The sequence below is a fragment of the Veillonella sp. T11011-6 genome (assembly GCF_002959755.1).
Lineage (GTDB): Bacteria > Bacillota > Negativicutes > Veillonellales > Veillonellaceae > Veillonella.
Genome location: NZ_PPCW01000005.1, coordinates 315,001 through 336,139 on the forward strand (window position 1 = coordinate 315,001; position 21,139 = coordinate 336,139).

20 protein-coding genes (1 of these 20 cut by a window edge) are annotated in these 21,139 nt (G+C 39.6%); 15 read left to right on the plus strand and 5 right to left on the minus strand.

Features of this window, described 5'->3' with window-relative positions; genetic code table 11:
- From VRHSUH10_RS08855 to VRHSUH10_RS08885, 7 genes are all read left to right on the plus strand, one after another.
- Positions 1 to 718, plus strand: the 3' portion of a protein-coding gene (locus VRHSUH10_RS08855) for a polysaccharide deacetylase family protein (protein ID WP_105090263.1). Its footprint begins 143 nt before the window's first position; 718 of the gene's 861 nt are visible here — the last part of the coding sequence; its start codon lies off the left edge, out of view; its stop codon occupies positions 716 to 718.
- Positions 719 to 726: 8 nt separating this feature from the next.
- Positions 727 to 1,221 (plus strand): molybdenum cofactor biosynthesis protein B, encoded by a 495-nt coding sequence (locus tag VRHSUH10_RS08860; protein WP_105090264.1) that lies wholly within the window; start codon positions 727 to 729, stop codon positions 1,219 to 1,221.
- A 221-nt stretch (positions 1,222 to 1,442) separates the two neighbouring features.
- Positions 1,443 to 1,895 carry an Rrf2 family transcriptional regulator gene (locus VRHSUH10_RS08865; protein WP_105090265.1) on the plus strand — a complete coding sequence of 151 codons (453 nt, stop codon included), beginning with the start codon at positions 1,443 to 1,445 and terminating at the stop codon, positions 1,893 to 1,895.
- Between the two features lie 63 nt (positions 1,896 to 1,958).
- Positions 1,959 to 3,347, plus strand: a complete 1,389-nt coding sequence (locus tag VRHSUH10_RS08870) for a cytochrome ubiquinol oxidase subunit I (protein WP_005387190.1) — start codon at positions 1,959 to 1,961, stop codon at positions 3,345 to 3,347.
- Entirely contained in the window at positions 3,338 to 4,357 is a 1,020-nt protein-coding gene (cydB, locus tag VRHSUH10_RS08875; RefSeq protein ID WP_005387191.1) for a cytochrome d ubiquinol oxidase subunit II, read from the plus strand. The genes VRHSUH10_RS08870 and cydB overlap by 10 nt, the downstream gene beginning before the upstream one ends.
- Before the next feature lie 190 nt (positions 4,358 to 4,547).
- Entirely contained in the window at positions 4,548 to 8,132 is a 3,585-nt protein-coding gene (gene cydD / locus VRHSUH10_RS08880) for a thiol reductant ABC exporter subunit CydD (RefSeq protein WP_105090266.1), read from the plus strand.
- 213 nt (positions 8,133 to 8,345) lie between these two features.
- Positions 8,346 to 9,518, plus strand: a complete 1,173-nt coding sequence (locus VRHSUH10_RS08885) for a hypothetical protein (protein ID WP_105090267.1) — start codon at positions 8,346 to 8,348, stop codon at positions 9,516 to 9,518.
- A gap of 93 nt (positions 9,519 to 9,611) precedes the next feature.
- Here the strand turns inward: VRHSUH10_RS08885 and VRHSUH10_RS09625 are convergent, their stop codons facing one another.
- The 5 genes from VRHSUH10_RS09625 to VRHSUH10_RS08905 form a co-directional block, all read right to left on the minus strand.
- Positions 9,612 to 9,710: an IS3 family transposase gene (locus tag VRHSUH10_RS09625; protein ID WP_369819993.1), complete on the minus strand. Its 99-nt coding sequence runs from the start codon at positions 9,708 to 9,710 to the stop codon at positions 9,612 to 9,614.
- Positions 9,697 to 10,473 carry an IS3 family transposase gene (locus tag VRHSUH10_RS08890; protein ID WP_233187116.1) on the minus strand — a complete coding sequence of 259 codons (777 nt, stop codon included), beginning with the start codon at positions 10,471 to 10,473 and terminating at the stop codon, positions 9,697 to 9,699. The genes VRHSUH10_RS09625 and VRHSUH10_RS08890 overlap by 14 nt, the downstream gene beginning before the upstream one ends.
- Positions 10,437 to 11,006: a helix-turn-helix domain-containing protein gene (locus VRHSUH10_RS08895; RefSeq protein ID WP_233187110.1), complete on the minus strand. Its 570-nt coding sequence runs from the start codon at positions 11,004 to 11,006 to the stop codon at positions 10,437 to 10,439. The genes VRHSUH10_RS08890 and VRHSUH10_RS08895 overlap by 37 nt, the downstream gene beginning before the upstream one ends.
- 85 nt (positions 11,007 to 11,091) lie before the next feature.
- Complete coding sequence (locus tag VRHSUH10_RS08900; RefSeq protein ID WP_105090270.1) at positions 11,092 to 11,676, minus strand: DUF805 domain-containing protein; 585 nt, start codon at positions 11,674 to 11,676, stop codon at positions 11,092 to 11,094.
- Between the two features lie 21 nt (positions 11,677 to 11,697).
- Positions 11,698 to 12,531 carry a pyridoxamine kinase gene (locus VRHSUH10_RS08905; protein WP_105090271.1) on the minus strand — a complete coding sequence of 278 codons (834 nt, stop codon included), beginning with the start codon at positions 12,529 to 12,531 and terminating at the stop codon, positions 11,698 to 11,700.
- Positions 12,532 to 12,666: 135 nt separating this feature from the next.
- Here VRHSUH10_RS08905 and VRHSUH10_RS08910 point away from each other — a divergent pair, with 135 nt between their 5' ends.
- The 8 genes from VRHSUH10_RS08910 (at position 12,667) to VRHSUH10_RS08945 (ending at position 21,045) form a co-directional block, all read left to right on the plus strand.
- A complete protein-coding gene (locus tag VRHSUH10_RS08910) occupies positions 12,667 to 13,599 on the plus strand; it encodes an ABC transporter permease (RefSeq protein ID WP_060924985.1) in 933 nt (310 codons plus the stop codon).
- Positions 13,592 to 14,491, plus strand: a complete 900-nt coding sequence (locus tag VRHSUH10_RS08915) for an ABC transporter permease (protein ID WP_060924984.1) — start codon at positions 13,592 to 13,594, stop codon at positions 14,489 to 14,491. Before VRHSUH10_RS08910 ends, VRHSUH10_RS08915 begins: the two co-directional genes overlap by 8 nt.
- Positions 14,491 to 15,471 carry an ABC transporter ATP-binding protein gene (locus tag VRHSUH10_RS08920; protein ID WP_105090272.1) on the plus strand — a complete coding sequence of 327 codons (981 nt, stop codon included), beginning with the start codon at positions 14,491 to 14,493 and terminating at the stop codon, positions 15,469 to 15,471. The genes VRHSUH10_RS08915 and VRHSUH10_RS08920 overlap by 1 nt, the downstream gene beginning before the upstream one ends.
- Entirely contained in the window at positions 15,471 to 16,418 is a 948-nt protein-coding gene (locus VRHSUH10_RS08925; protein ID WP_005387207.1) for an ABC transporter ATP-binding protein, read from the plus strand. Before VRHSUH10_RS08920 ends, VRHSUH10_RS08925 begins: the two co-directional genes overlap by 1 nt.
- A gap of 12 nt (positions 16,419 to 16,430) precedes the next feature.
- Positions 16,431 to 17,249: a serine hydrolase gene (locus VRHSUH10_RS08930; RefSeq protein WP_105090273.1), complete on the plus strand. Its 819-nt coding sequence runs from the start codon at positions 16,431 to 16,433 to the stop codon at positions 17,247 to 17,249.
- Complete coding sequence (locus VRHSUH10_RS08935) at positions 17,246 to 18,847, plus strand: peptide ABC transporter substrate-binding protein (protein ID WP_105090274.1); 1,602 nt, start codon at positions 17,246 to 17,248, stop codon at positions 18,845 to 18,847. The genes VRHSUH10_RS08930 and VRHSUH10_RS08935 overlap by 4 nt, the downstream gene beginning before the upstream one ends.
- A 56-nt stretch (positions 18,848 to 18,903) precedes the next feature.
- Complete coding sequence (locus VRHSUH10_RS08940) at positions 18,904 to 19,842, plus strand: LD-carboxypeptidase (protein WP_105090275.1); 939 nt, start codon at positions 18,904 to 18,906, stop codon at positions 19,840 to 19,842.
- 63 nt (positions 19,843 to 19,905) lie between these two features.
- Positions 19,906 to 21,045, plus strand: coding sequence for an amidohydrolase (locus VRHSUH10_RS08945; protein WP_105090276.1), 1,140 nt, complete (start codon positions 19,906 to 19,908; stop codon positions 21,043 to 21,045).
- Positions 21,046 to 21,139: the final 94 nt, after the last annotated feature.

The following is a 21,139-nucleotide window of genomic DNA, read 5'->3' on the forward strand; positions in this document are numbered from 1 at the left end:
TCAAGTAAACGATGAAAAGCATTCAGCTTTGACTCTTCATGTTGATCAGTTTAGAGAGCAGATGGAGTATTTACATAATCAGGGATACAACACGATTACATTAGATCAATTATATGATTATTTAGAAAATGGTACTGAATTACCGAATAAGCCAATTGTTATTACCTTTGATGATGGCTATGTTGATAACTATAATAATGCATTGCCTATTTTAAAGGAATACAATATGAAGGCTACCTTGTTTATGATTAGTGATGCTGCTAATACGCCTGGTTTTGTTTCTACAGAACAAATGCATAAAATGGAAGCAGGTGGCTTTGATATTCAAGGTCATACTAATCATCATAAGATCTTAACAAAAATTGACCCTACTGAGTTGCCAGATGCTCTGCTTGGAGGGAAGACTTCATTAGAGGGGATTTTAGGTGAGCCCATTGAATATTTAGCATATCCTGGTGGGTTTAACGATATGCTCGTTCAATATGTAACTAAACAGTCTGGTTATAAAATGGCTTTCACAGTACAACCAGGTACAGTACAGCCAGGAGATAATCTATATGCCTTAAATCGATTGGCTATATTCCAAGGTGATACACCATATCTATCGTTCTGGATGCGCCTACATTGTGCACCATTTATTCACTACACATGGGCATTACGTGATTTTTTACGCGATAATGGATGGCCGAGATTAGCATCTATTATTCCGTTATTCTAGGAGGAACTATGTCTTACGAAGTTGTAGCAAGACCTTTACGCGTTGCTGTTTTAACAGTTTCTGATACTCGTACCTTTGAAACCGATAAAGGCGGTAATAAAGTACAAGAGTTTTTAGAACAAGCAGACCATATTGTGGCAGATCGTAAAATTGTTATTGATGATTACGATGAAATTAGAAATGCTATGATCCCATGGTGTAATGATGAAAATATTGATGTTATCATTTCTACAGGTGGCACTGGCATTGCTAAGCGAGATGTGACAATTGAAGCTGCGAATAGCCTCTATGAGAAACATATTCCTGGATTTGGTGAAATCTTTAGATATTTGTCCTATACAGAGGATATTGGTACTAAGGCGATGGCGTCTCGTGCTGAAGCAGGGGTCAACAATAATACCTTGATGTTCTCTGTGCCAGGCTCTGTAGGTGCCGTTACATTAGCTATGAGTAAACTTATCATTCCTGAAATGGCCCATCTCGTTCGAGAAATTACAAAATAATATATTTAGACTGCTCATTCGTGGGCAGTCTTTTTTTGATAATAGAATTCATAATGCTATTTAAGGGACATAAAAATATTCAGATAATACCTTATTAATGGGTATAAAATCTATATATGCTAATTCTCAATATATAAAACAATACCATTGCAGTATTGTTTTATTTCGATTATACTAGATTTAGTAATACGTTTGTCCGAGTGCACGAGAAAGGAGACCTTATGAAGTTAAATCAGGCCACGGATTATGCATTTCGCATGGTCTTGCATATGGCGCTATTACCTTCGGGAACGAAGATAACTGGCTCTGTATTGGCTGAGCAGGAATTGATTCCAGAACGATTTTTGCTTAAGATTATGCGTAGTCTCATTGCAGCTGGGATTATGAAATCCTTTCGCGGTGTAGATGGTGGGTTTGCTCTCAATCGAGATCCTCAAGAGATTTCATTGCTCGATGTAATTAGAGCGGTAGAAGGGGATGCGTATTTACAACGGTGTTTATATGATGTAGGTTCTTGCTCTAAGTCTTGTATGGGGCATTGTGCTATCAATGAGGCTATGGGGACGATTCAGGACCAATTAATTAATCAGTTGGAGCAGGTTAACTTTAAAACGCTTGCTCAACGTGAACAGTTGATTGAGGCTGAAGCGTTGCCATATTCACAAGCGCAATGATACAAGGTTTTTAGTAAAAGCTCATCAAGTGATGTAGGTATTTAATTCTAAGGAGGAAAACACATGTTTGAAGCTGTAGATTTAGCTCGATTACAATTTGCGCTAACATCTATCTATCACTGGTTGTTTGTGCCGTTCACACTAGGCATGACAGTGACTGTAGCTATCTTAGAGTGGACATATGTGTCTACAGGTAAAGAAGTTTACAAAAAAATGGCAAAATTCTGGGGCAAATTGTTCCTAATTAACTTTGCTATGGGTGTGGTAACTGGTATTGTTCAGGAATTCCATTTCGGTATGAACTGGGCAGAATATTCTCGTTTTATGGGTGACATTTTCGGCGCTCCATTGGCCCTTGAAGCATTAATGGCATTTTTCTTGGAATCTACATTCATGGGTGTATGGATCTTTGGCTGGGATCGTTTAAATAAAACTGTTCATGCCCTTGTAGCTACGTTGGTAGCATTAGGTACAAACCTATCTGCATTCTGGATTCTCGTAGCGAACTCCTTCATGCAACATCCTGTAGGTTATGTAATTCGCAATGGCCGTGCAGAAATGGACAATTTCTTAACAATTGTTCAAAACGGCTATGTTCCAGGCCAATTCTTCCATATCGTGTTGAATGGTTTATTAACAGCAGGCGTAATTATCATGGCTATCAGTGCATGGCACTTATTGCGCAACAATGCGACAGACTTCTACCGTCGTTCCGCTAAATGGGGCATGGTTATTGCTCTTGTATTCGGTACTTTAGGCGCTTTGGCAGGTCATCATCAAGGTCAATACATTACAAAAGTACAACCTATGAAAATGGCTGCGATGGAAGCATTGTGGGAAACACAAGATCCAGCTCCATTCTCTTTGGTAGCTAACATTGATACTAAAGCACAAAAAAATACGGGCGCACTTGAAATCCCTGGTGGTTTGTCCTTCTTGACTCAAAACTCCTTTACTTCTGGTAAAGTAGAAGGTATCAAAGATCTTCAAGCTAAATCCGAGGCTCAATATGGTCCTGGTAACTATATTCCAGATGTTCCAGCAATCTTCTGGACATTCCGTATCATGGTTGCAGCTGGTTCCATTATGTTACTCGTTGCATTCGTAGGTCTTATCCTTAATGCAAAAGATAAATTGGTTGGTAATCGCACATTCTTGAAAATTATGTTCTGGACATTGCCATTGCCATTCATTGCTCATTCCACAGGTTGGTTTGTAGCAGAAGCAGGTCGTCAACCATGGCTTGTATATGGCTTGCAATTAACTGCAGACGGTGCATCTAAAGCCGTTACAGCTCCAGAAATTATGACTACTATCATCGGCTTTACAGTTGTGTACATCGTAGCAGCTATTGCAGCTCTCTACCTTGCTGTAGAACACATCAAAAAAGGTCCAGATGGTAACCCATCTCACGATGTAGTTGAAAAAGAGGAGGCGAGATTATGGAATTAATTTTTAATAACCTTGAAGTGGTATGGTTTATTTTAATTACTGTACTATTCGCTGGCTTCTTCTTATTAGAAGGTTTTGACTATGGTACTGGTATTTTATTACCATTCATCGGTAAAACTGACGTTGAACGTCGTCAAATGATCAATGCCTTGGGCCCTGTTTGGGATGGTAACGAGGTATGGATGATTACTGCAGGTGGTGCATTATTTGCATCCTTCCCTCATGTATATGCTACATTGTTTAGTGGTTTCTATTTAGCGTTATTCTTAATGCTTGCGGCTCTTATTATCCGCGGTGTATCTTTTGAATTCCGCTCCAAGAGCCCTAACTTGTTATGGCGTAAAACTTTTGACTACTGCATCTTCTTTGGTTCCTTGATTCCTGCATTATTGTGGGGCGTTACAGTTGGTAACTTGATTCAAGGTACTCCAATCGATGCAAGCATGACCTATGTAGGCACATTCTTTGATTTATTAAGCCCATACACAGTACTTTGCGGTATTGCGTTTATCTTGGTATTCACATACCATGGTGGCTTATTCACTTCTATCAAAACAGCTGGTGCTGTTTCCGAACGCGCTCGCGCAGCTTCTTTGGTAGTTGGTGTTCCTACTGCAATCGGTGCTTTAGTATTGGTTGCTGCTACATATGTATGTACAGATTTGTTCAACTCTGTATTAGCAATCGTGTGCTTCGCATTAGCAATCGTGTTCTTCCTCATTTCTTGGGGTGCTGCACGTACTCGTAATACAAAATGGGGCTTTGTATTTAGCTCCTTAACTGTTATTTCTGTAACGGCTGCTTACTTTGCAGGTTTGTTCCCTCGCATCATGGTTTCTTCTTTGAATCCTGACTGGAGCTTAACTATTGCAAATGCAGGTAACTCTACTTACACATTGACATTGATGACTTGTGTAGCCTTCGTATTTGTGCCAATTGTATTGGCTTACCAAATCTGGGTATACTGGACATTCCGTCATCGTGTATCTGAAAAAGACTTACACTATTAATAGAATAGCTTTATAACTCTAGTGAGTTATAAAATTTAAGTCTCAATGTGAGGCGTGTCGTAGCGGCACGCCTCTTTTTTGTGGTAAGATGAATATAATATTGATAAATTTAGATTCATTTGTTCGTATATATTGGATTCTAAAATTCATATGATTTTTTATATTAACTATATTTACCATAGGGGATACTATGATACAGCGTACCGCCTTTAAAGCGTTGCTAGAACATAAAGGTCAGCTTTTATTACTAGGATTAACTTGTTTAGTTGAAAGTCTATCTATTGTTGGGCAAGCTTGGTTCTTTGGAACCTTAATTAATAATTTTATTTTTTCTGAAAATACCTTACACGATGAAAGGTATACCATTATCTATTTAGGGATTGCTATTATTGTGAGATTACTAGCACATTATGTGCAAGAATCTGTAGCCAACCGATTGGGGAGTGCAGTAAAAGCAACCTTTAGAAAACGAGCTTTAGCACATATGTTCAAGCTAGGTGTTCAACATAAGGAGCGTCACGGCGATGTAATCCATATGCTTACAGATGGGTTAGAGCAAGTAGATGCTTACGTAGCTCGATATATTCCGCAAATTTTATATGCTATTATGATTCCTCTTATCATGGGCATTGCTATTGTAGATACTTTGCCTATTATTGGCATCATTCTAATTGTTACAGTACCATTGATTCCATTCTTTATGATCTTAATCGGCAAGCAAGCAGATCGCCTCAATAAAGAACAGTGGGAACGTATGAGTTTCTTGTCTGGGCATTTCCTCGATGTATTGCAAGGTATCACCACATTAAAACTCTTTGGCCATGCGAAGGATCAAATAAAGGTCATTGGTCGTTTATCTGAAGAGTTTAAAGACTCTACTTTGCGTGTGTTGCGCGTGGCGTTCTTATCTGCATTGGTTCTTGAACTTGTAAGTACTATTAGTACGGCATTGATTGCGGTATACCTTGGTTTAACACTATTAGATGGGGAGATACCATTCTTTTCAGCCTTCTTTATTTTGCTATTAGCACCAGAATTCTATACGCCATTTAGACAACTGGGGGCTGCATTCCATACGGGAATGGCAGGGAAGACCTCCATTTTAAAATACGAAGAGTTTATGAATCGCCAGCCATCGTTACCTGTAGGTGGGCAATCTAAACTTCAAGGGCCTATACAAGCTATTGAAATTAAGGATTTAACCTTTACCTATGAAGATAGTGAAAATGGGGTACAACATATTTCATTAGAGGCTAAACGCAATTCTCCGATTATGCTTGTTGGTGAAAGTGGAGCCGGGAAATCTACAATCGCTCATATTATTGGAGGCTTTTTAACTGCTCCTAAAGGTGCTGTTGTCATTGATGGTCTTGATGTTTGTGACATCGATGTTGAGTGGTGGCGCCAACAAATCACCTATGTATCCCAGCATCCTCATATCATGAAAGGAACCTTACGCGATGTATTATCCTTTGGAATGAATGTAAGTGATGAAGAAATCATAGAGGCATGTAAAGAAGTACAGCTACTGGATGTGATTAATAGACAACAAGATGGTCTTGATACGATTATTGGTGAAGGTGGCTTAGGTCTTAGTGGTGGCGAACGTCAACGGGTGGCGTTAGCACGTGCGTTCTTACGAAAAGGGCAAGTGTTAATTCTCGATGAGGTAACGGCACATCTTGATGTAAAAACAGAATCTATCATAAGTAGTGCTATCCAACGTTTGATGGAGAATAAAATTGTTATTATTATTGGCCATCGCCTACAAACGATGCACTGGGCTTCTACGTTATACGTTTTAAAACAGGGGCGCATTATTCAACAAGGCTCTTATGAAGAGCTTATTGCGGTAGAGGGATATTTTAAAGACCTTGTCACCTCTGGTTTAGGCGAATTTTCTTCAACTATTGAAGAGCAGTTGCAAACAGGGAAATCATTTGATATTCAAGATAGAGATGAGCTAGATCATTCAATTCCTGTTGATAAAAAAGGTGCTCATGTAGTAGGAAACAATACACATACATCTGAAGTGTCAACGTCTAATATGGGCTTAGAAGGATGGAGATTACTCTTTTCTGTATTAAGTCCTGCAAAGTGGTCTTTAGTATTAGCTTTGATTTTTACATTCTTAACAGTATTTATGAATGTAGGACTTTTAACTGTGTCTGCATGGTTATTGGCCTCAGCTGCATTGCAACCAGGCCTTACCTATTTGAGCCTTGCCATTGTAGGGGTTCGATTCTTCGGCGTTAGCCGTGCCGTATGTCGTTATTTTGAGCGCTATACATCTCATCGGATGGCATTCCAAGGATTATATGGTTTGCGTGTATGGTTCTATGCTCATTTGGAACCATTAGCACCAGCTATTCTTAAACACTTTGGTGCTGGGGATATGTTAGGCCGTATTATGGGTGATATAGAGGTATTACAATTCTTCTACTTGCGCACATTAATTCCTCCTGTAGCAGCCATTGCTTTAACTGTTTTAGTAGCCTATGGTGTTTCTACCATTGATAGCACTTTGGTTACACCTATAGTTTTGTCGGCTTTAATATTAGGTTTTGTATTGCCTATAGTTGTATATGCTCATAATAAACAATCATTGACTGCGATTGGACCGCAACAAGGGGAGTATAAATCACTATTAAGTGATACTATGGATAGTTTGGAGGATGTCATTAGCTATGGTAATGAAGATTTAGTCTATCATCGTATTCAACATATGATGCATACTGTGGATGCTAATAAGGGTATTATTGAGCGTGGCATGAACTTAGGGAATACGCTGTTCCTAGGTGGTGTGCAAATTACTGTTGTCATTGTAGCTATATTGGCTGCCAATGCTTTGACAGGCGCTTGGGCTAGTGTTATGGTAGCGGTTGCTGCCATTGGTACACAAGCTTGGTTTGAAGCGTTACAACCTATGATTGCGGCTGTTCATCATGGTGCTGAAAGTAAGGTGGCTACGAGTCGTCTTATGGCACTCGCCAATGAGCCAATGCCTGTGGTAGACCCAAAGGCACCAAAACCATTCAATGCTAATCGAGATATTACCTTTACGGATGTATCTTTTGGTTATAATAAAGATCGTTGTATTTATGAACATCTTAGATTAGGCATTAAGCAAGGGCAATCAGTTGCTATCGTTGGTGCTAGTGGCTCTGGTAAGACTACATTATTTAATATGCTTGAGCGTTTATATGATTATGGTGGTTCCATCCATGTAGGTGACGTAGAATTAAAGGATATTTCTATAGATACATGGCGTAATGCGTTAGGAACTATTACACAAGATACGTATATCTTCCATGCGTCCTTTGAGGATAATATTCGACTAGCAAGGCCGGATGCTTCAGCAGCTGATTTAGAGCGTGCTATCGAGCGTGCTTCCTTGCGCTCTGTAGTGGATAGATTGCCAGCTGGTTTTAATACGATTGTTGGTAGTGGTGGTCATGGCTTAAGTGGTGGTGAACGTCAAAGGGTTGCATTAGCTCGATTATTTTTGCGAAATCCACAAATCGTTTTATTGGATGAACCATTAGAAGGTTTAGATCAAGTAACGAGAAAGGCTTTACATTGTGATTTGATGGAATATGTAAAGGATAAAACATGCTTATACATTACACATCAGTTAGAAGGATTAGAGCAAATGGACCGTATCGTATTTATGGATAAAGGTCAAATTATAGAAGATGGAACATATGAAGAATTGATTGCACTTCGTGGTCATTTCTATGAATATTGCTACCTATCTATGGCAAGTATTCAATAAAAATAAATATCAATTAAATTATCTATTATAACTATTAACTTATAATAGGTTGAATATTAAACTACAGTAATAAAGCCCCTTTTGCTATGTAAAAGGGGCTTTATGTATGCCTATATTTAATAGTATATGTAGTAGTCTTTTATCGATAAATCATGCAATATATGGTATAATTTGTATGTCAAAAGCTATTTTTTTGTTACCCTTGGAGGGGTTATGACTAAGATCTTCACCAAAATACGAGCGTTGGTGGATGAAGCATTATCTGATCGTGATACAGCGGTGGATAAGGTGCCTACTATAGAAAAGGCTCCATTAGAACAAGACTTGTTCGACCACCGTTTACTATATATAGAAGAAGACACAGTCAATCGTATGTTACGGGCTGCTCTTCGCAATCATTGGCTCTTTTACGCGGTAACCTTTGAATTTGAGCCAAACAATCAAATATTCCTATCCATTATTACGAAATGGGGGAATGTGATCAATGTGGAATTCACCTTAGAGGATTTATGGTTTGATGATTACTCATCATCCTTTGCAATCCGTCTCGACACAAATAATATAGATACAGGTGGGTTTATTTTAAACTCTATCCTACACTTATTAGGTAACTGGTGCCTCAGTCTCTTTGGTATATTCTTTAATCCTATTGCACTAGGTGAGAAGGGATCTACTATGCGTTTTGAGAAAAAGGGGATTATCCAGTTCGATCTATTACCGAATACACAAGTAAAAAAATTCATACCTTTGCCTGAACGACATATCGGTAGTAATGGTCCTGTTCTATTGGGGAACCCTCGTACTAGTCAATCCGTTTTACAGTTAGATTACTATGCGTTTCACGATCCAGTAGACACATTTACTGTACCAGATGTACCAACCCGTACTAGCTGGCTTCGTTCCATCGATATTGCGGCAGTTCTCTTATTGCCAATCGGCGTGTGGATTACCTTTATTATCTTGCATCACTACTTGCCTACAGAAACGTTAGAGTTCTCATTCTCTACATATTTCTTGATTTCTTTAGGGATTTTTATCATTTCCTTCTTGGTTATGAATATTCCTAGATATCTGTATATGTACTTTGATTCTCGGAAACAGTGGCAAAGTGCATTTGTACATAATAATATTAAGATTCAAATGCGCAAATTACACCGTCGTATTTTCATGCAGCAAGCTACACTCACATCTGATTGTGACGAATGTACTGCTAATGAAAGCCAAGAGCGCATTAAGCATTTGTTATTGCAAATTCGGGATAAACGGTTCCTTGCAAATCGACTCAAAATTGCTGATGATGATAGAATGCGCAAGCAGAAGGTTAAGTTTATTATCGCCTATATTGGTTGTACATTAATTGAATTGATGCTGCTCATGAATTACTAGGCATTGATTATTAAATAACATCATATGTTATGGTATAAATAAAAAACGTATCTCTTATGATATGTACCCATTTTCCTGGACACATATTGTTTACTAGCCTAAACACATGGATGCTTCCCTGTATTTTACAGGGGGCATCCATTTTGTTTTTTTCTGGATTCTTCTGTTGTTGTAATAGTTAATAGTTAATATATTCTTCTATCGCTACTGCAAAAGCATTAAATGATGAATATTCTGTTTCAAAACCATAATATATTTCTGTTTTCAATCTACCAAAAAAGGTTTCCATCACAGAGTTATCATAACAATTTCCTTTTCTAGACATAGACTGAATAATGCCATGTTCTTTAAGTGCTTGCGTAAAATAGTTATGTTGGTATTGCCATCCTTGATCAGAGTGGAAGATTAATCCCGAAAGATTAGTAAACTTCTTAAAGGCTTTCTCTAACATACGAGAAATCTGCTCTAAGTTAGGCCTTAATGCTAAGTCATAAGCAACAATCTCATTCGTATTCATATCTAAAATAGGAGACAAATAGCATTTCCCCCACGAGAAATTAAATTGAGACACATCAGTAGTCCATTTTTGTAATGGTGCAGTTGTACTAAAATCTCTATTAACGATATTTTCTGCTACTTTACCGACCTTCCCTTTGTAAGAGTGATATTTTTCTTTCGGTCGCTTTCCTGCGAGTCCCATGCTATGCATAAGTCTTTGTACTCGTTTATGATTGACTACAAAACCTCGATTAAGAAGTTCTTGGTATACACGGCGTACACCATACCGACCTTTATGTTCTGTAAAAATCTTTTGAATTTCATCTTTTAGCTCTGTATTCCTTTTATCTACAAGATCTACTTTAGTAAGTTCAAAATAATAGGTAGATTTGGCCATTTTCATAGCTTTTAGAAGATATTTTAGTTGATATCCTTGCTTTCGGAGCGTTTTAATAATCGCTGCTTTTTCGCCTTGAGACGCGCAGCTTCCTTTTCTTCTCTCAAGGCAATCTCTTTTTTTATGACTTCATTTTCAGCTTTAATATAAGCAATTTCAGCTCGTAAGCGAATGAGTTCCTCATATTCACTCTCTTTGAGTTTCCGAGGTGAGATAGTCTTAGTTACTTTCATTTTGCAATCCTTTGGTGGTCGTCCTTTAGGTTTATTCATAAGACCATTGTATCCCAAAGTTTTGTATTTATGAACCCATTGATACAGTTGTCCAGGATTAATACCAGCCACAATAGCTATCGCTCTTAAAGCTTGCCCTGAAAGAACTTGGCATACCAACTTATATTTCTCCTCTGGAGACCAATACTTCTTAGTAACTCGAAATTTATTAATATTCGGACCATGAAATTGTTCTAGTTTAACCCATTCTCTTATTTGATTATGAAATGTACGTGTTGACACACCGGCAGGTGTCTTGGGCCATTCACCTTGATAGAATAATTCAATTGCTTTTCTTTTAAATTCATAACTATATCTCATTAAAATACCCCCTTTACTGGTTGTCCAGTAAAGGGGGTACATATCATTAATAGAGATACGTTTTTTATTATGTTTGTTTTATGTTTTACCGTTTTTTACGACGTTTTCGAACGGTTTTTCTAATTTCTCGTTCTGATTCAGATCCTGGTTGTTGCATTGACTCGTAAGTTGGTCGATTGACAGGCATAAAAGGAGGATTTCCGTATTGGTTTGGTTCCGGTTGTCCCGGCAATACCCAGAAGAGGAAACCGATGAGCCATACGAAAAGCTCCAGTAAGTAATTGAATGGAGATACAGCAGAGTAAGTATTGATGAAAATAATAATTACTGACCAGAGAATCCCGGCCCATGCATTAAAGCCGATATCGTGAATACGACGGCCAAATAAGATGCAGGACAATGGGAAGAGTGTTGCTAATAAAATCCATATGATGACCCGTGTAAACCAATAAGCTGGTAAGGATACGACAAAGTCTAAGAATAGATCATCGATGTAATGAACGATGTGGAATAAAATCATTAGTACGATAAAACATATGATAAATTGAAGTCGATTTAATCGTCCCGTTAGATTAAAAATCGATAGGCCCATACGTCGACCTTGGAATGCGATGAGCAAACCTACAGTACATATGAGCAGTGTTCGTAATACAACATAGAGTAAATCCATAAGTTCCCCTTTATTTATAGCTTATAGTTGAGTTAATTCTGGCAAGACTAGCTCAAATGCTACACCTTGTTTCATAGATTTTACAGTATCTACTGTGGCTTGAATCGCTTTAGTAGTAAAATTCATTGCTAACTCTGCCGCATCATAAGGTGAATATCCCCTCATTACTGCACCGGATAATACAGCAGTAAAGATATCCCCAGTTCCTGTAGCTTTCACAGGGATAAGAGGAATATCATAAGTTTTTAAATAATCAGTTGGCCCATCATAGACAGCGATAACCGCATGCGTTTCAGATGGTACGCTGGTCATGATAACCATGTCAGGCCCCATTTGATGCAATCTTTTGCAACGATCATGCAATTCATCATCGCTAATAGGATCTGTAGAAAATGGAATATCTAATAAGAAACAAGCCTCCGTGTAATTAGGCTTTACAATATGAGCCTTGGAAACAAGTTGGCGCATAGCTACTACCATATCTGGTGTATAAATAGAGTAGAGGCGACCATCATCGGCCATAGCAGGATCGACGATAATCATTTGGCCATTGTTACCGAAGCGATCGATGGCTTCTTCCACGAGATGAATTTGTTCTGGGGATGCCAAGAAACCACTTACAATAGCGTGAAAGTCGATTTCATTTTTATCCCAGCAGTCCATAAAATCTCTCATATGTGCCGATAAATCTACAAACTCGTAGTGTGGATATTCTAAGTGATTACTCAATACAGCTGTTGCCAATGGAACCGCTTGGCAACGCATAGCGCTGATGATTGGAATCATAACGGTTAGGGCACAACGGCCGATGGAGCTCATGTCTTGAATTGTTAAGACTCTAGGTACTTCTGTCATAGACACCTCCAAAATATTATATATTTTATTGTACGTTATGTAGGGCTTTCTGTAAATGTAATGATGTAATTCATGAAATTAACTTCATAATGTAGTATAATAAAACAGATAGACTTTTTATGGAGGATAGTGACAATGACAAGGTATGTGTTTCGACGTCTAGGTGGCGCAATCATAATCTTATGGGTCATCATTACCGTAACATTTGCATTAATGCATGCAATTCCGGGGGGACCTTTTACAACTGAGAAGAAATTACCACCTCAGGTGAAAGCAAGTATTGAAGCAAAGTATCATCTTGATGATCCTGTGTGGAAGCAGTATGGTGATTATTTAGGTGGTGTTATTACTGGTGATTTGGGACCATCATACAAGTATGAAGGCCGTAGTGTAAACGATATTATCAGCGATGCATTCCCAATTTCTGCACAGCTCGGCTTATTATCATTAATGGTGGCTGTAGTAGGTGGCATTGCAGCAGGTGCTATTAGTGCTATGCGCCCTAATGGTATCGTTGATTATGCGGTAACCATATTATCTACAATTGGTATTTCTGTGCCTACCTTTATTATTGGTGCCGTTCTTGTATATGTGGTGGGCTTTGAACTAGGCTGGTTCCCAGTGGCCTTATGGCGTGGTCCATCTTATATGGTGCTACCAGTATTAACGTTAGCTGCACAACCGATGGCATTCATTGCACGCTTAACACGCAGTGGGTTGCTTGATGTGTACCAACAAGAATACATCCGTACAGCTCGCGCCAAAGGCTTGAGTTCTTGGACTATTTTGACACGTCATGCGTTAGGGAATGCTATTTTGCCAGTTATTACCTATTTGGGCCCATTGGCTGCCAGCCTTTTGACAGGTAGCTTTATCGTAGAAACAATCTTTGCTATTCCAGGCCTTGGACAGTATTTCGTAACATCTATTTATAACCGTGATTATACCGTTATTCTTGGCATTACGATTTTCTATAGTGCTCTTGTAGTATTTCTTAATATTTTGGTGGATATGATTTATCCATTAATTGATCCACGTGTTACGACAGAGGAGGGGACAGATGAATAAGGAAGATTTTTTACCTATTGAGCGAACCCCTCAAGAAGAAATTACAAGCTTTATAAAACGCCCTAGTAAATGGGCGAGATTTAAGGTAAATCGCTTGGCCGTAGTAGGGGCAACCATCATTATGGTGATGATTGTATTGGCTATTTTAGGCCCCCTAATTTCGCCATATACCTATGCAGACCAATCCTTGATTGATGCGAACCAAAGCCCAAGCTTTAGTCATTGGTTTGGTACCGATACATTAGGTCGCGACATTTACACTCGCGTTATGTACGGTGCTCGTATTTCCTTAACCATCGGTTTTGTAGCGGCATTTATCAATCTTGTTATCGGCGTTACCTATGGCGGTATTGCAGGTTACCTTGGTGGTAAGGTTGACCGCATCATGATGGGGCTGGTAGATGTATTGTACGGTATTCCACTTTTACTGTATGTAATTTTGTTGATGGTTGTACTTGGCCCTGGCTTAACATCTATTTTCGTAGCATTGGGCATTGCGTACTGGCTGAATATGGCCCGTATCGTACGTAGTCAAATTTTGAAAGTTAAAAACGAAGAATATATCATTGCTGCTGAAGCGATGGGCATTCCCAAATATCGCATTTTATTGCGTCATATTTTGCCAAACTGTGTGGGACCAATCATCATTACTTTGACATTGGCCATCCCAGAGGCTATTTTTACAGAAGCATTCCTTAGTTTTATCGGCTTAGGTGTAAATGCACCTATGGCGAGCTGGGGTGTACTCGCTTCTGAAGGGATTAGTAGCATGCGCTCTTATCCGTTCCAATTGATTTTTCCTGCTGTTGCCATTAGTGTTACCATGCTTGGTTTCGCATTCCTTGGTGATGGCTTACGTAATGTGTTAGACCCTAAGGAAGGAGATAGATAATGAATAACGCAATTGTTGATGTGCGCAATGTGTCCATTACCATCGATACCTTCCAAGGCCCTTTACGGGTTATTCGCAATCAAGATATTTCCTTACAACCAGGTGAGATTTTAGGTATTGTTGGTGAATCCGGCTGCGGTAAATCTGTGCTAGTTAATTCCTTAATGGGATTACTACCATATGGTAAAACAAAAATCAAAGCCGATACATTTATGATTGATGGCAATGATTGCCTTGAATTTACTGAAGATGACTGGAATGAACTCCGTGGTACTACTGTTGCCATGGTATTCCAAGATCCTATGACATCTTTGAATCCAATCATGACGATTGGGGAGCAAATGTATGAGGTTATCCATCGTACCAATGCATATGGTGAGGATTATGATGAACGTGCTATCGCCATCGACTTGTTAAAGAAGATGGGCCTTTCAACACCGGAAAGACGATTATCTCAATATCCTCATGAATTGAGTGGTGGTATGCGCCAACGCGTTTGTATCGCTATGGCTGTGGCAGGTCGTCCAAAGGTTTTGATTTGTGATGAACCTACAACGGCTCTTGATATTACAACAGAGGCTCAAATCTTACGCCTTATGCAAACATTAGCTGTAGAGGCTGGTATTGGCATTATCTTTATTTCTCATAATTTACGCGTTATCGCTCAAATTTGCGATCGTGTTATGGTTATGTATGCTGGTAAATGTGTTGAATCTGCTACAGTGGAGGGCATCTTTAATGAACCTCGCCATCCGTACACATTAGGGTTGTTGCTCGCTCTGCCACAAGGTAAATGGCATGGTGAGTTAAAAGCCGTTGAAGGTCAACCGCCAGATTTGTTTGATTTGCCGCGAGGCTGTGCATTTAATCCACGGTGCAAGTGGGCTATGCGTATCTGTGGTAATCGGATTCCTATGGTTACAAATGTTGGTGAGAATCATCAATTTACATGTTGGTTAGCTAAGTTGGAGGGACTTTAATGAGTTACGTATGGGAAACTGACAATCTCGTTAAAGAGTTCACTCTGTCAGGAGGCTTATTTAAGCCAAAACACACGGTACATGCTGTACAAGGCGTGAGCCTATATCAATCACCAGGGGAGACCCTTGGTATCGTAGGTGAGTCTGGATGTGGTAAATCCACATTTGGCTACACTTTGATGGGCTTACATCAAGCTACATCAGGTTCTATTTATATGAACGGTCGCCAGATTGATCCATATGTGGATCGAAAAGCTGTTCATCCGGTGATGCAAATGGTATTCCAAAACCCTTATGCATCTCTTAATCCACGTCTTACAGTTAATGCGATTCTAGAGGAACCATTGGAGCTAGATCCAAAATATACACCTCGCGATCGTGTTATTCGTGTAAAAGAAGTGCTTGATCAAGTTGGTTTAAACATGTCCTTTGGTGAGCGTTATGCTCATGAATTGTCAGGTGGCCAACGTCAACGTATCGGTATTGCACGGGCTCTCATTATGCAGCCACAGTGTATCATCTGTGATGAACCGATTTCAGCACTAGATGTATCCATTCAAGTACAAATTATGACCTTGCTTGAGAGATTACAAGAACAACATGGTATTTCGTACCTCTTTATTTCTCATGATTTAAATATGGTGCGCTACATCAGTCATCGCATGGTGGTTATGTACTTAGGTGCTGTTATGGAAGAAGGTCCAGCACTGGATTTATACGAATTCCCACAACATCCTTACACTCGTGCATTGACGGCCTTAAATGGTCCTGTTATACCACATGCTCCAATTGGAGCACCTCTTAAAGGGGACCCACCAAATCCACTAGACCCACCGAAAGGTTGTTTGTTTAGTGGTCGATGTCCAGAAGCAGAGGGTCGTTGCTTTGCAGAACGTCCACCTCTTCGTGATTGGGCAGATCGCCGCATCGCATGCTGGCACATATAATGGGAGAATAGTATGGAAAAGTTACTTGTTGGCAAGTCCTTGGAGCATCAACTCGATACAGTTATTAAAGAATTAGCACCAAAAGGAAATATATCCTATGTAGTACTTCAATTTGACGATGAAGAGGAACCGATTATTATCGCTTCTAAAGGGGAGGATACGGTACATTCTAGTGCAAGTTTGATTAAGGTACTCATCATGGAGTATGTGTTCCATTTAGCTCGTACTGAACAGTTAGACCTTAATGATACAGTTCCACTATCTAGAACACCTCGTGTTGAAGGTGGTGGAGCACTACAAGAATTAGTAGCAAAGCATAGCTTTACGTATCTTGAGTTATGCCGTCTTATGATGGTTCTCAGCGATAATATTGCAACAAATTTGCTCATTACAGTTCTTGGAATGGAAAATATCAATGCTCGTGCAGAACAGCTTGGTGTAGATGAGATAGAACTTAATCGCATGATGATGGACTTTGAAGCTCTCGCCGAAGGCCGTGATAATCGTATGACTGCTATGGCGTTAGCTCGTCTCTATAAACACATTTTTGAATGTCGCGATAGAGATTTTTATGGCCGAGAAATGTGGAACATTTTAGGTCGCCAACAATTCCGTGATATTTTGCCATTTTATTGGGGAGAAGATGTACGCTTTCACCATAAAACAGGATCCCTTAATCGCGTAGAGCATGATGGGGGCATATTGGAAACGTTTAGAGGTCATTTTTGCTTTATCCTTTTGATGAGCGATATTGATAATGACCGAGGTAAAGAGTTAGGCGCTCGAGTAGGGCGTATCATGAAAGAATTTGTAGAGGAAGCATTGCCATGATGGATAAACGAAATTTGTTAAAACTCATGGTCCTTGCTCTTGGGGTGAGTGTGCTCTTGTTTGTATTTGGTTATCCTCGCGGGGAACAACCAATTGATGAGCATACAATCCGATATGTTATTGAGCAGGAACCATCCACATTGGATCCAGCAAAGTCTACTACCTCTCCGGAGGCAACGGTTCAACTCCAATTATTTGACGGTTTAGTTCGTTTAAATGATGAAAGTGAACCAGAGGCAGCACTTGCTAAAAGCTGGGATATTTCTGATGATGGTCGCGAGTATACCTTCCATTTGCGACCAGATTTAAAATGGTCCAATGGAGAGCCTTTGACGGCTCATGATTTTGAATACGCTTGGAAACGCGTATTAGACCCTGAAGTCCATGCGGACAATGCATATATGTTATATGTATTAAAAAATGGCGAAGCCTTTAATAATGGTGATGCCAAAGCTGAAGACGTTGGTGTTAAGGCCATCGATGATGATACATTGGTAGTTACCTTAGAAAATCCAACCGCCTATTTCTTAAAATTATTAGCATCTCATAGTTACTATCCAGTAAGTCAAAAGGTTGTAGAGGCTCATGAAAACTGGGCTGCTAATGCAGATACATTTGTGTCTAATGGTCCATACCGCTTATTATCTTGGAAGCATAATGGGGAAATGGATTTCATTAAGAATTCAGATTACTGGGATGCGGACTCTGTAAAAACAGAGAAGATGAATTGGCCTATCAGTGAATCCCAAAGCACACGCCTTACATTGGTTGAAGGTGGCGAAGCAGATATGACTGTTGAGCCTCCTGTAGCGGATCAAAAACGTTTAGAAGAAGCGGGCCTATTACATATTGGACCTATGCTTGGTAACTATTACTACGTATTCAATGTGAAAGCAGAGCCTTTTACAGATCCTGAAGTACGTAAAGCATTCTCCATGGTTATCAACCGTGCTAATATCGTTAACAATATTGTTCGTGGCGGTAAAGAGGCTGCTTATGCATTTGTTCCATATGGCATGCTTGAAAGTAACGGTCGTGAAGACTTCCGTGAAGCTGGTAGCTATCTCGTTTACGAAGATGTAGAGCAAGCGAAAGAAATTTTGAAACAAGCTGGCTATGATAAGAACCATCCATTGCCTCCAATTACGATTTTGTATAATACAAGCGAATTACATAAAGCGATTGCTGAAGCTGTACAGGATGCATGGGTAAATGCATTTGGTGCAGATGTGCGCTTACAAAATCAAGAGACAAAGGTATTCTTAGCCGACCGCGAAGCTGGTAAATATCAAGTTGCTCGTGCTTCTTGGGTTGCGGATTACAGTGATCCACAAAACTTCTTAGAAGTATTCTCTGCGGAAGACAACGATAGTCAGTACCATAGTGAAGACTATAATGAGTTAATCGCTCGTATTCGTACGACACCAAATGGGGCTGAACGGGATGCGTTGATGCATAAAGCAGAACAGATGATTTTTGATGAATCTCTAGTAATGCCATTGTATTTCACAACACAACCATATGTAACAAATGGAAGTATTCAAAATTATTTCTGGACTACATTGGGCCTTGTTGACTTTAAAAAAGCATACAAATAAGATACACTTAAGACGTACACTATGTGTACGTCTTTTGTTGTATTTTATGAGGACATATGAACTGGATTGAACCAAAGCGCTTAGCACCGGGCATGACCATAGGTATTATGGCACCTGCCAGTGCAAGCGATGAAGATTTACATAGAATAGAAGAAATTTGTAACCTAAGGGGCTATAAAGTACTCTTTGGTGAAAGTGCACATCGTAAAGGACTCTATGGTGGTACACCAGAGGAGCAATCCCAAGAGTTTCAATATATGATGACCACCGCACTTTGTGATGCGGTGCTAGCTTTGCGCGGTGGTTACGGAACGATGCGTTATCTAGACTTATTAGATTATAAGGCCATTCGTAAATATCGTAAGGCCTTTGTCGGGTATAGTGACTGCACGGCTCTTCATATGGCTATCAATCGATATAGTAGACTTATTACGTATCACGGGCCGATGGGCGTAGATTTTAAGCCTGAACGCAAAGCAGATATTGATGCTTTATTTAATACTTTAGAAGGTAAATTACAAGTCATAGAACCCTTACCTGAACCGCCTCGTGGTGCTATTGGTACTGAGCTAGGCGAAGGTATTTTACGGGGCGGCAATATGACGATGTTATCTATGTTGTCGGGAACACCGTATTTTTTAGAGGATGCATCTTGGAAGGATACATTACTATTCATTGAAGATGTAGGAGAGGCACCTTATAAGCTAGATCGCATGTTGCAACAATTTCGCCTCAGTGGTTTATTGAGTCGTATTAAAGGTTTAGTGATTGGTACTTTTACAGATTGTGAAGGCGACGATGATGAGCGTGATTACGATTTAGGCTATGAAGCGTTACGCTACATGGAGGAAAATAGAGACCCTGAATTGTTGGATCCTTTTGTATGCTATGTCCCAACAGGTCATGGAACGCCGCATCAAACATTACCACTAGGAGCGATGATTAACTTTAGGTATATTTCAAATACCATAATTGTTCATCCCTATACGAAATAGACACATTCTCCTTAGTTAGAATAAATAATCAACAGTATAAATTAGAAATTAAAAAGGGAAGTTATGACATTACAAGAACGAGAGGCTCGTGCCTGTGCCATCATAGATAGTATGACAGAGGAATTGCGCGATATCTCCTTATATTTACACGATAACCCAGAATTGGGCTTAAACGAGCATAAAGCAGTTAAGGTAATTAACCAATTCTTAGAAACACATAATTTTACATCTCAAGTGGGGCTAACTGATTTTCCAGAGTTACAAACGGCGTTACGGGGTGACTATAACGGTACTGCACAGCATAAAATAGCCTTTTTAGGTGAATATGATGCACTACCAGAACTCGGTCATGGTTGCGGACATAATCTCATTGCCATGATGAGTTTAGGCGCGGCGGTTGCTTTTAGTCAATGTGCACCAGAAACATGGGGAACGACCTTCTTTGGATGTCCTGCAGAGGAAACCATTGGTGGTAAGGTATATATGGCGGAGGCAGGTCTATTTAAAGGCTATGATGCAGCACTCATCATTCATCCAGGCGGTGAAAATGAAGTGGGTGGCACATCGTTAGCGACGCATCCCTTAGAGGTAACCTTCCATGGTCGATCCTGTCATATCGCATCACTTACTGATTCTGGTATCAATGCCTTAGATTGTGCTGTAGATCTTTATCAAAGAGTTAAAGAGTTAAAGAAAACCTTCCCTAAAGGTGCTATTGTAGGTGCTATATTTACCGAAGCTGGTACGGCACCAAACGTAGTAACTCCTAAGGCTACGCTTCGCATGACTGTACGGGGGCGTACGGTGGATGATTTAGAAGGTATTATTTTGCCGGCTATCAAAGCGGCTGCGCAAGAGATCGGAGCATCCTATGGCGCTCAAGTTGAAATGCATCATTATGAGCCACTTTTTAAGGATATGCGTCAAGATAAAAAGTTATTAGATCTTTTTAACGATGTGATGACTGAGTTTGGTGAAACACCTCGTATATTGCCTGATGATGAAGCGGATGGTAGCACTGATGTAGGGAATGTATCCTATGAGGTGCCTACGGCACAGCCTACATTACAGATTGGATTAGGCTTAGAAGCGCATACGCCAGAGTTCACTTGTGCAGCCGGTTCCGATTATGGATTGGAGCAAGCGATTAAGGGCGCTAAGATTATGGCTGTGGTAGCCTTGCGTTATGCAGTAGGTAAGTGATGTTCAATTTTTGACATATAGAGGTCAAAAAGGTACAATAGATATAATATTTAAGTAAGTATGAAACAAGCCGTCTTCAACAAGACGGCTTTTA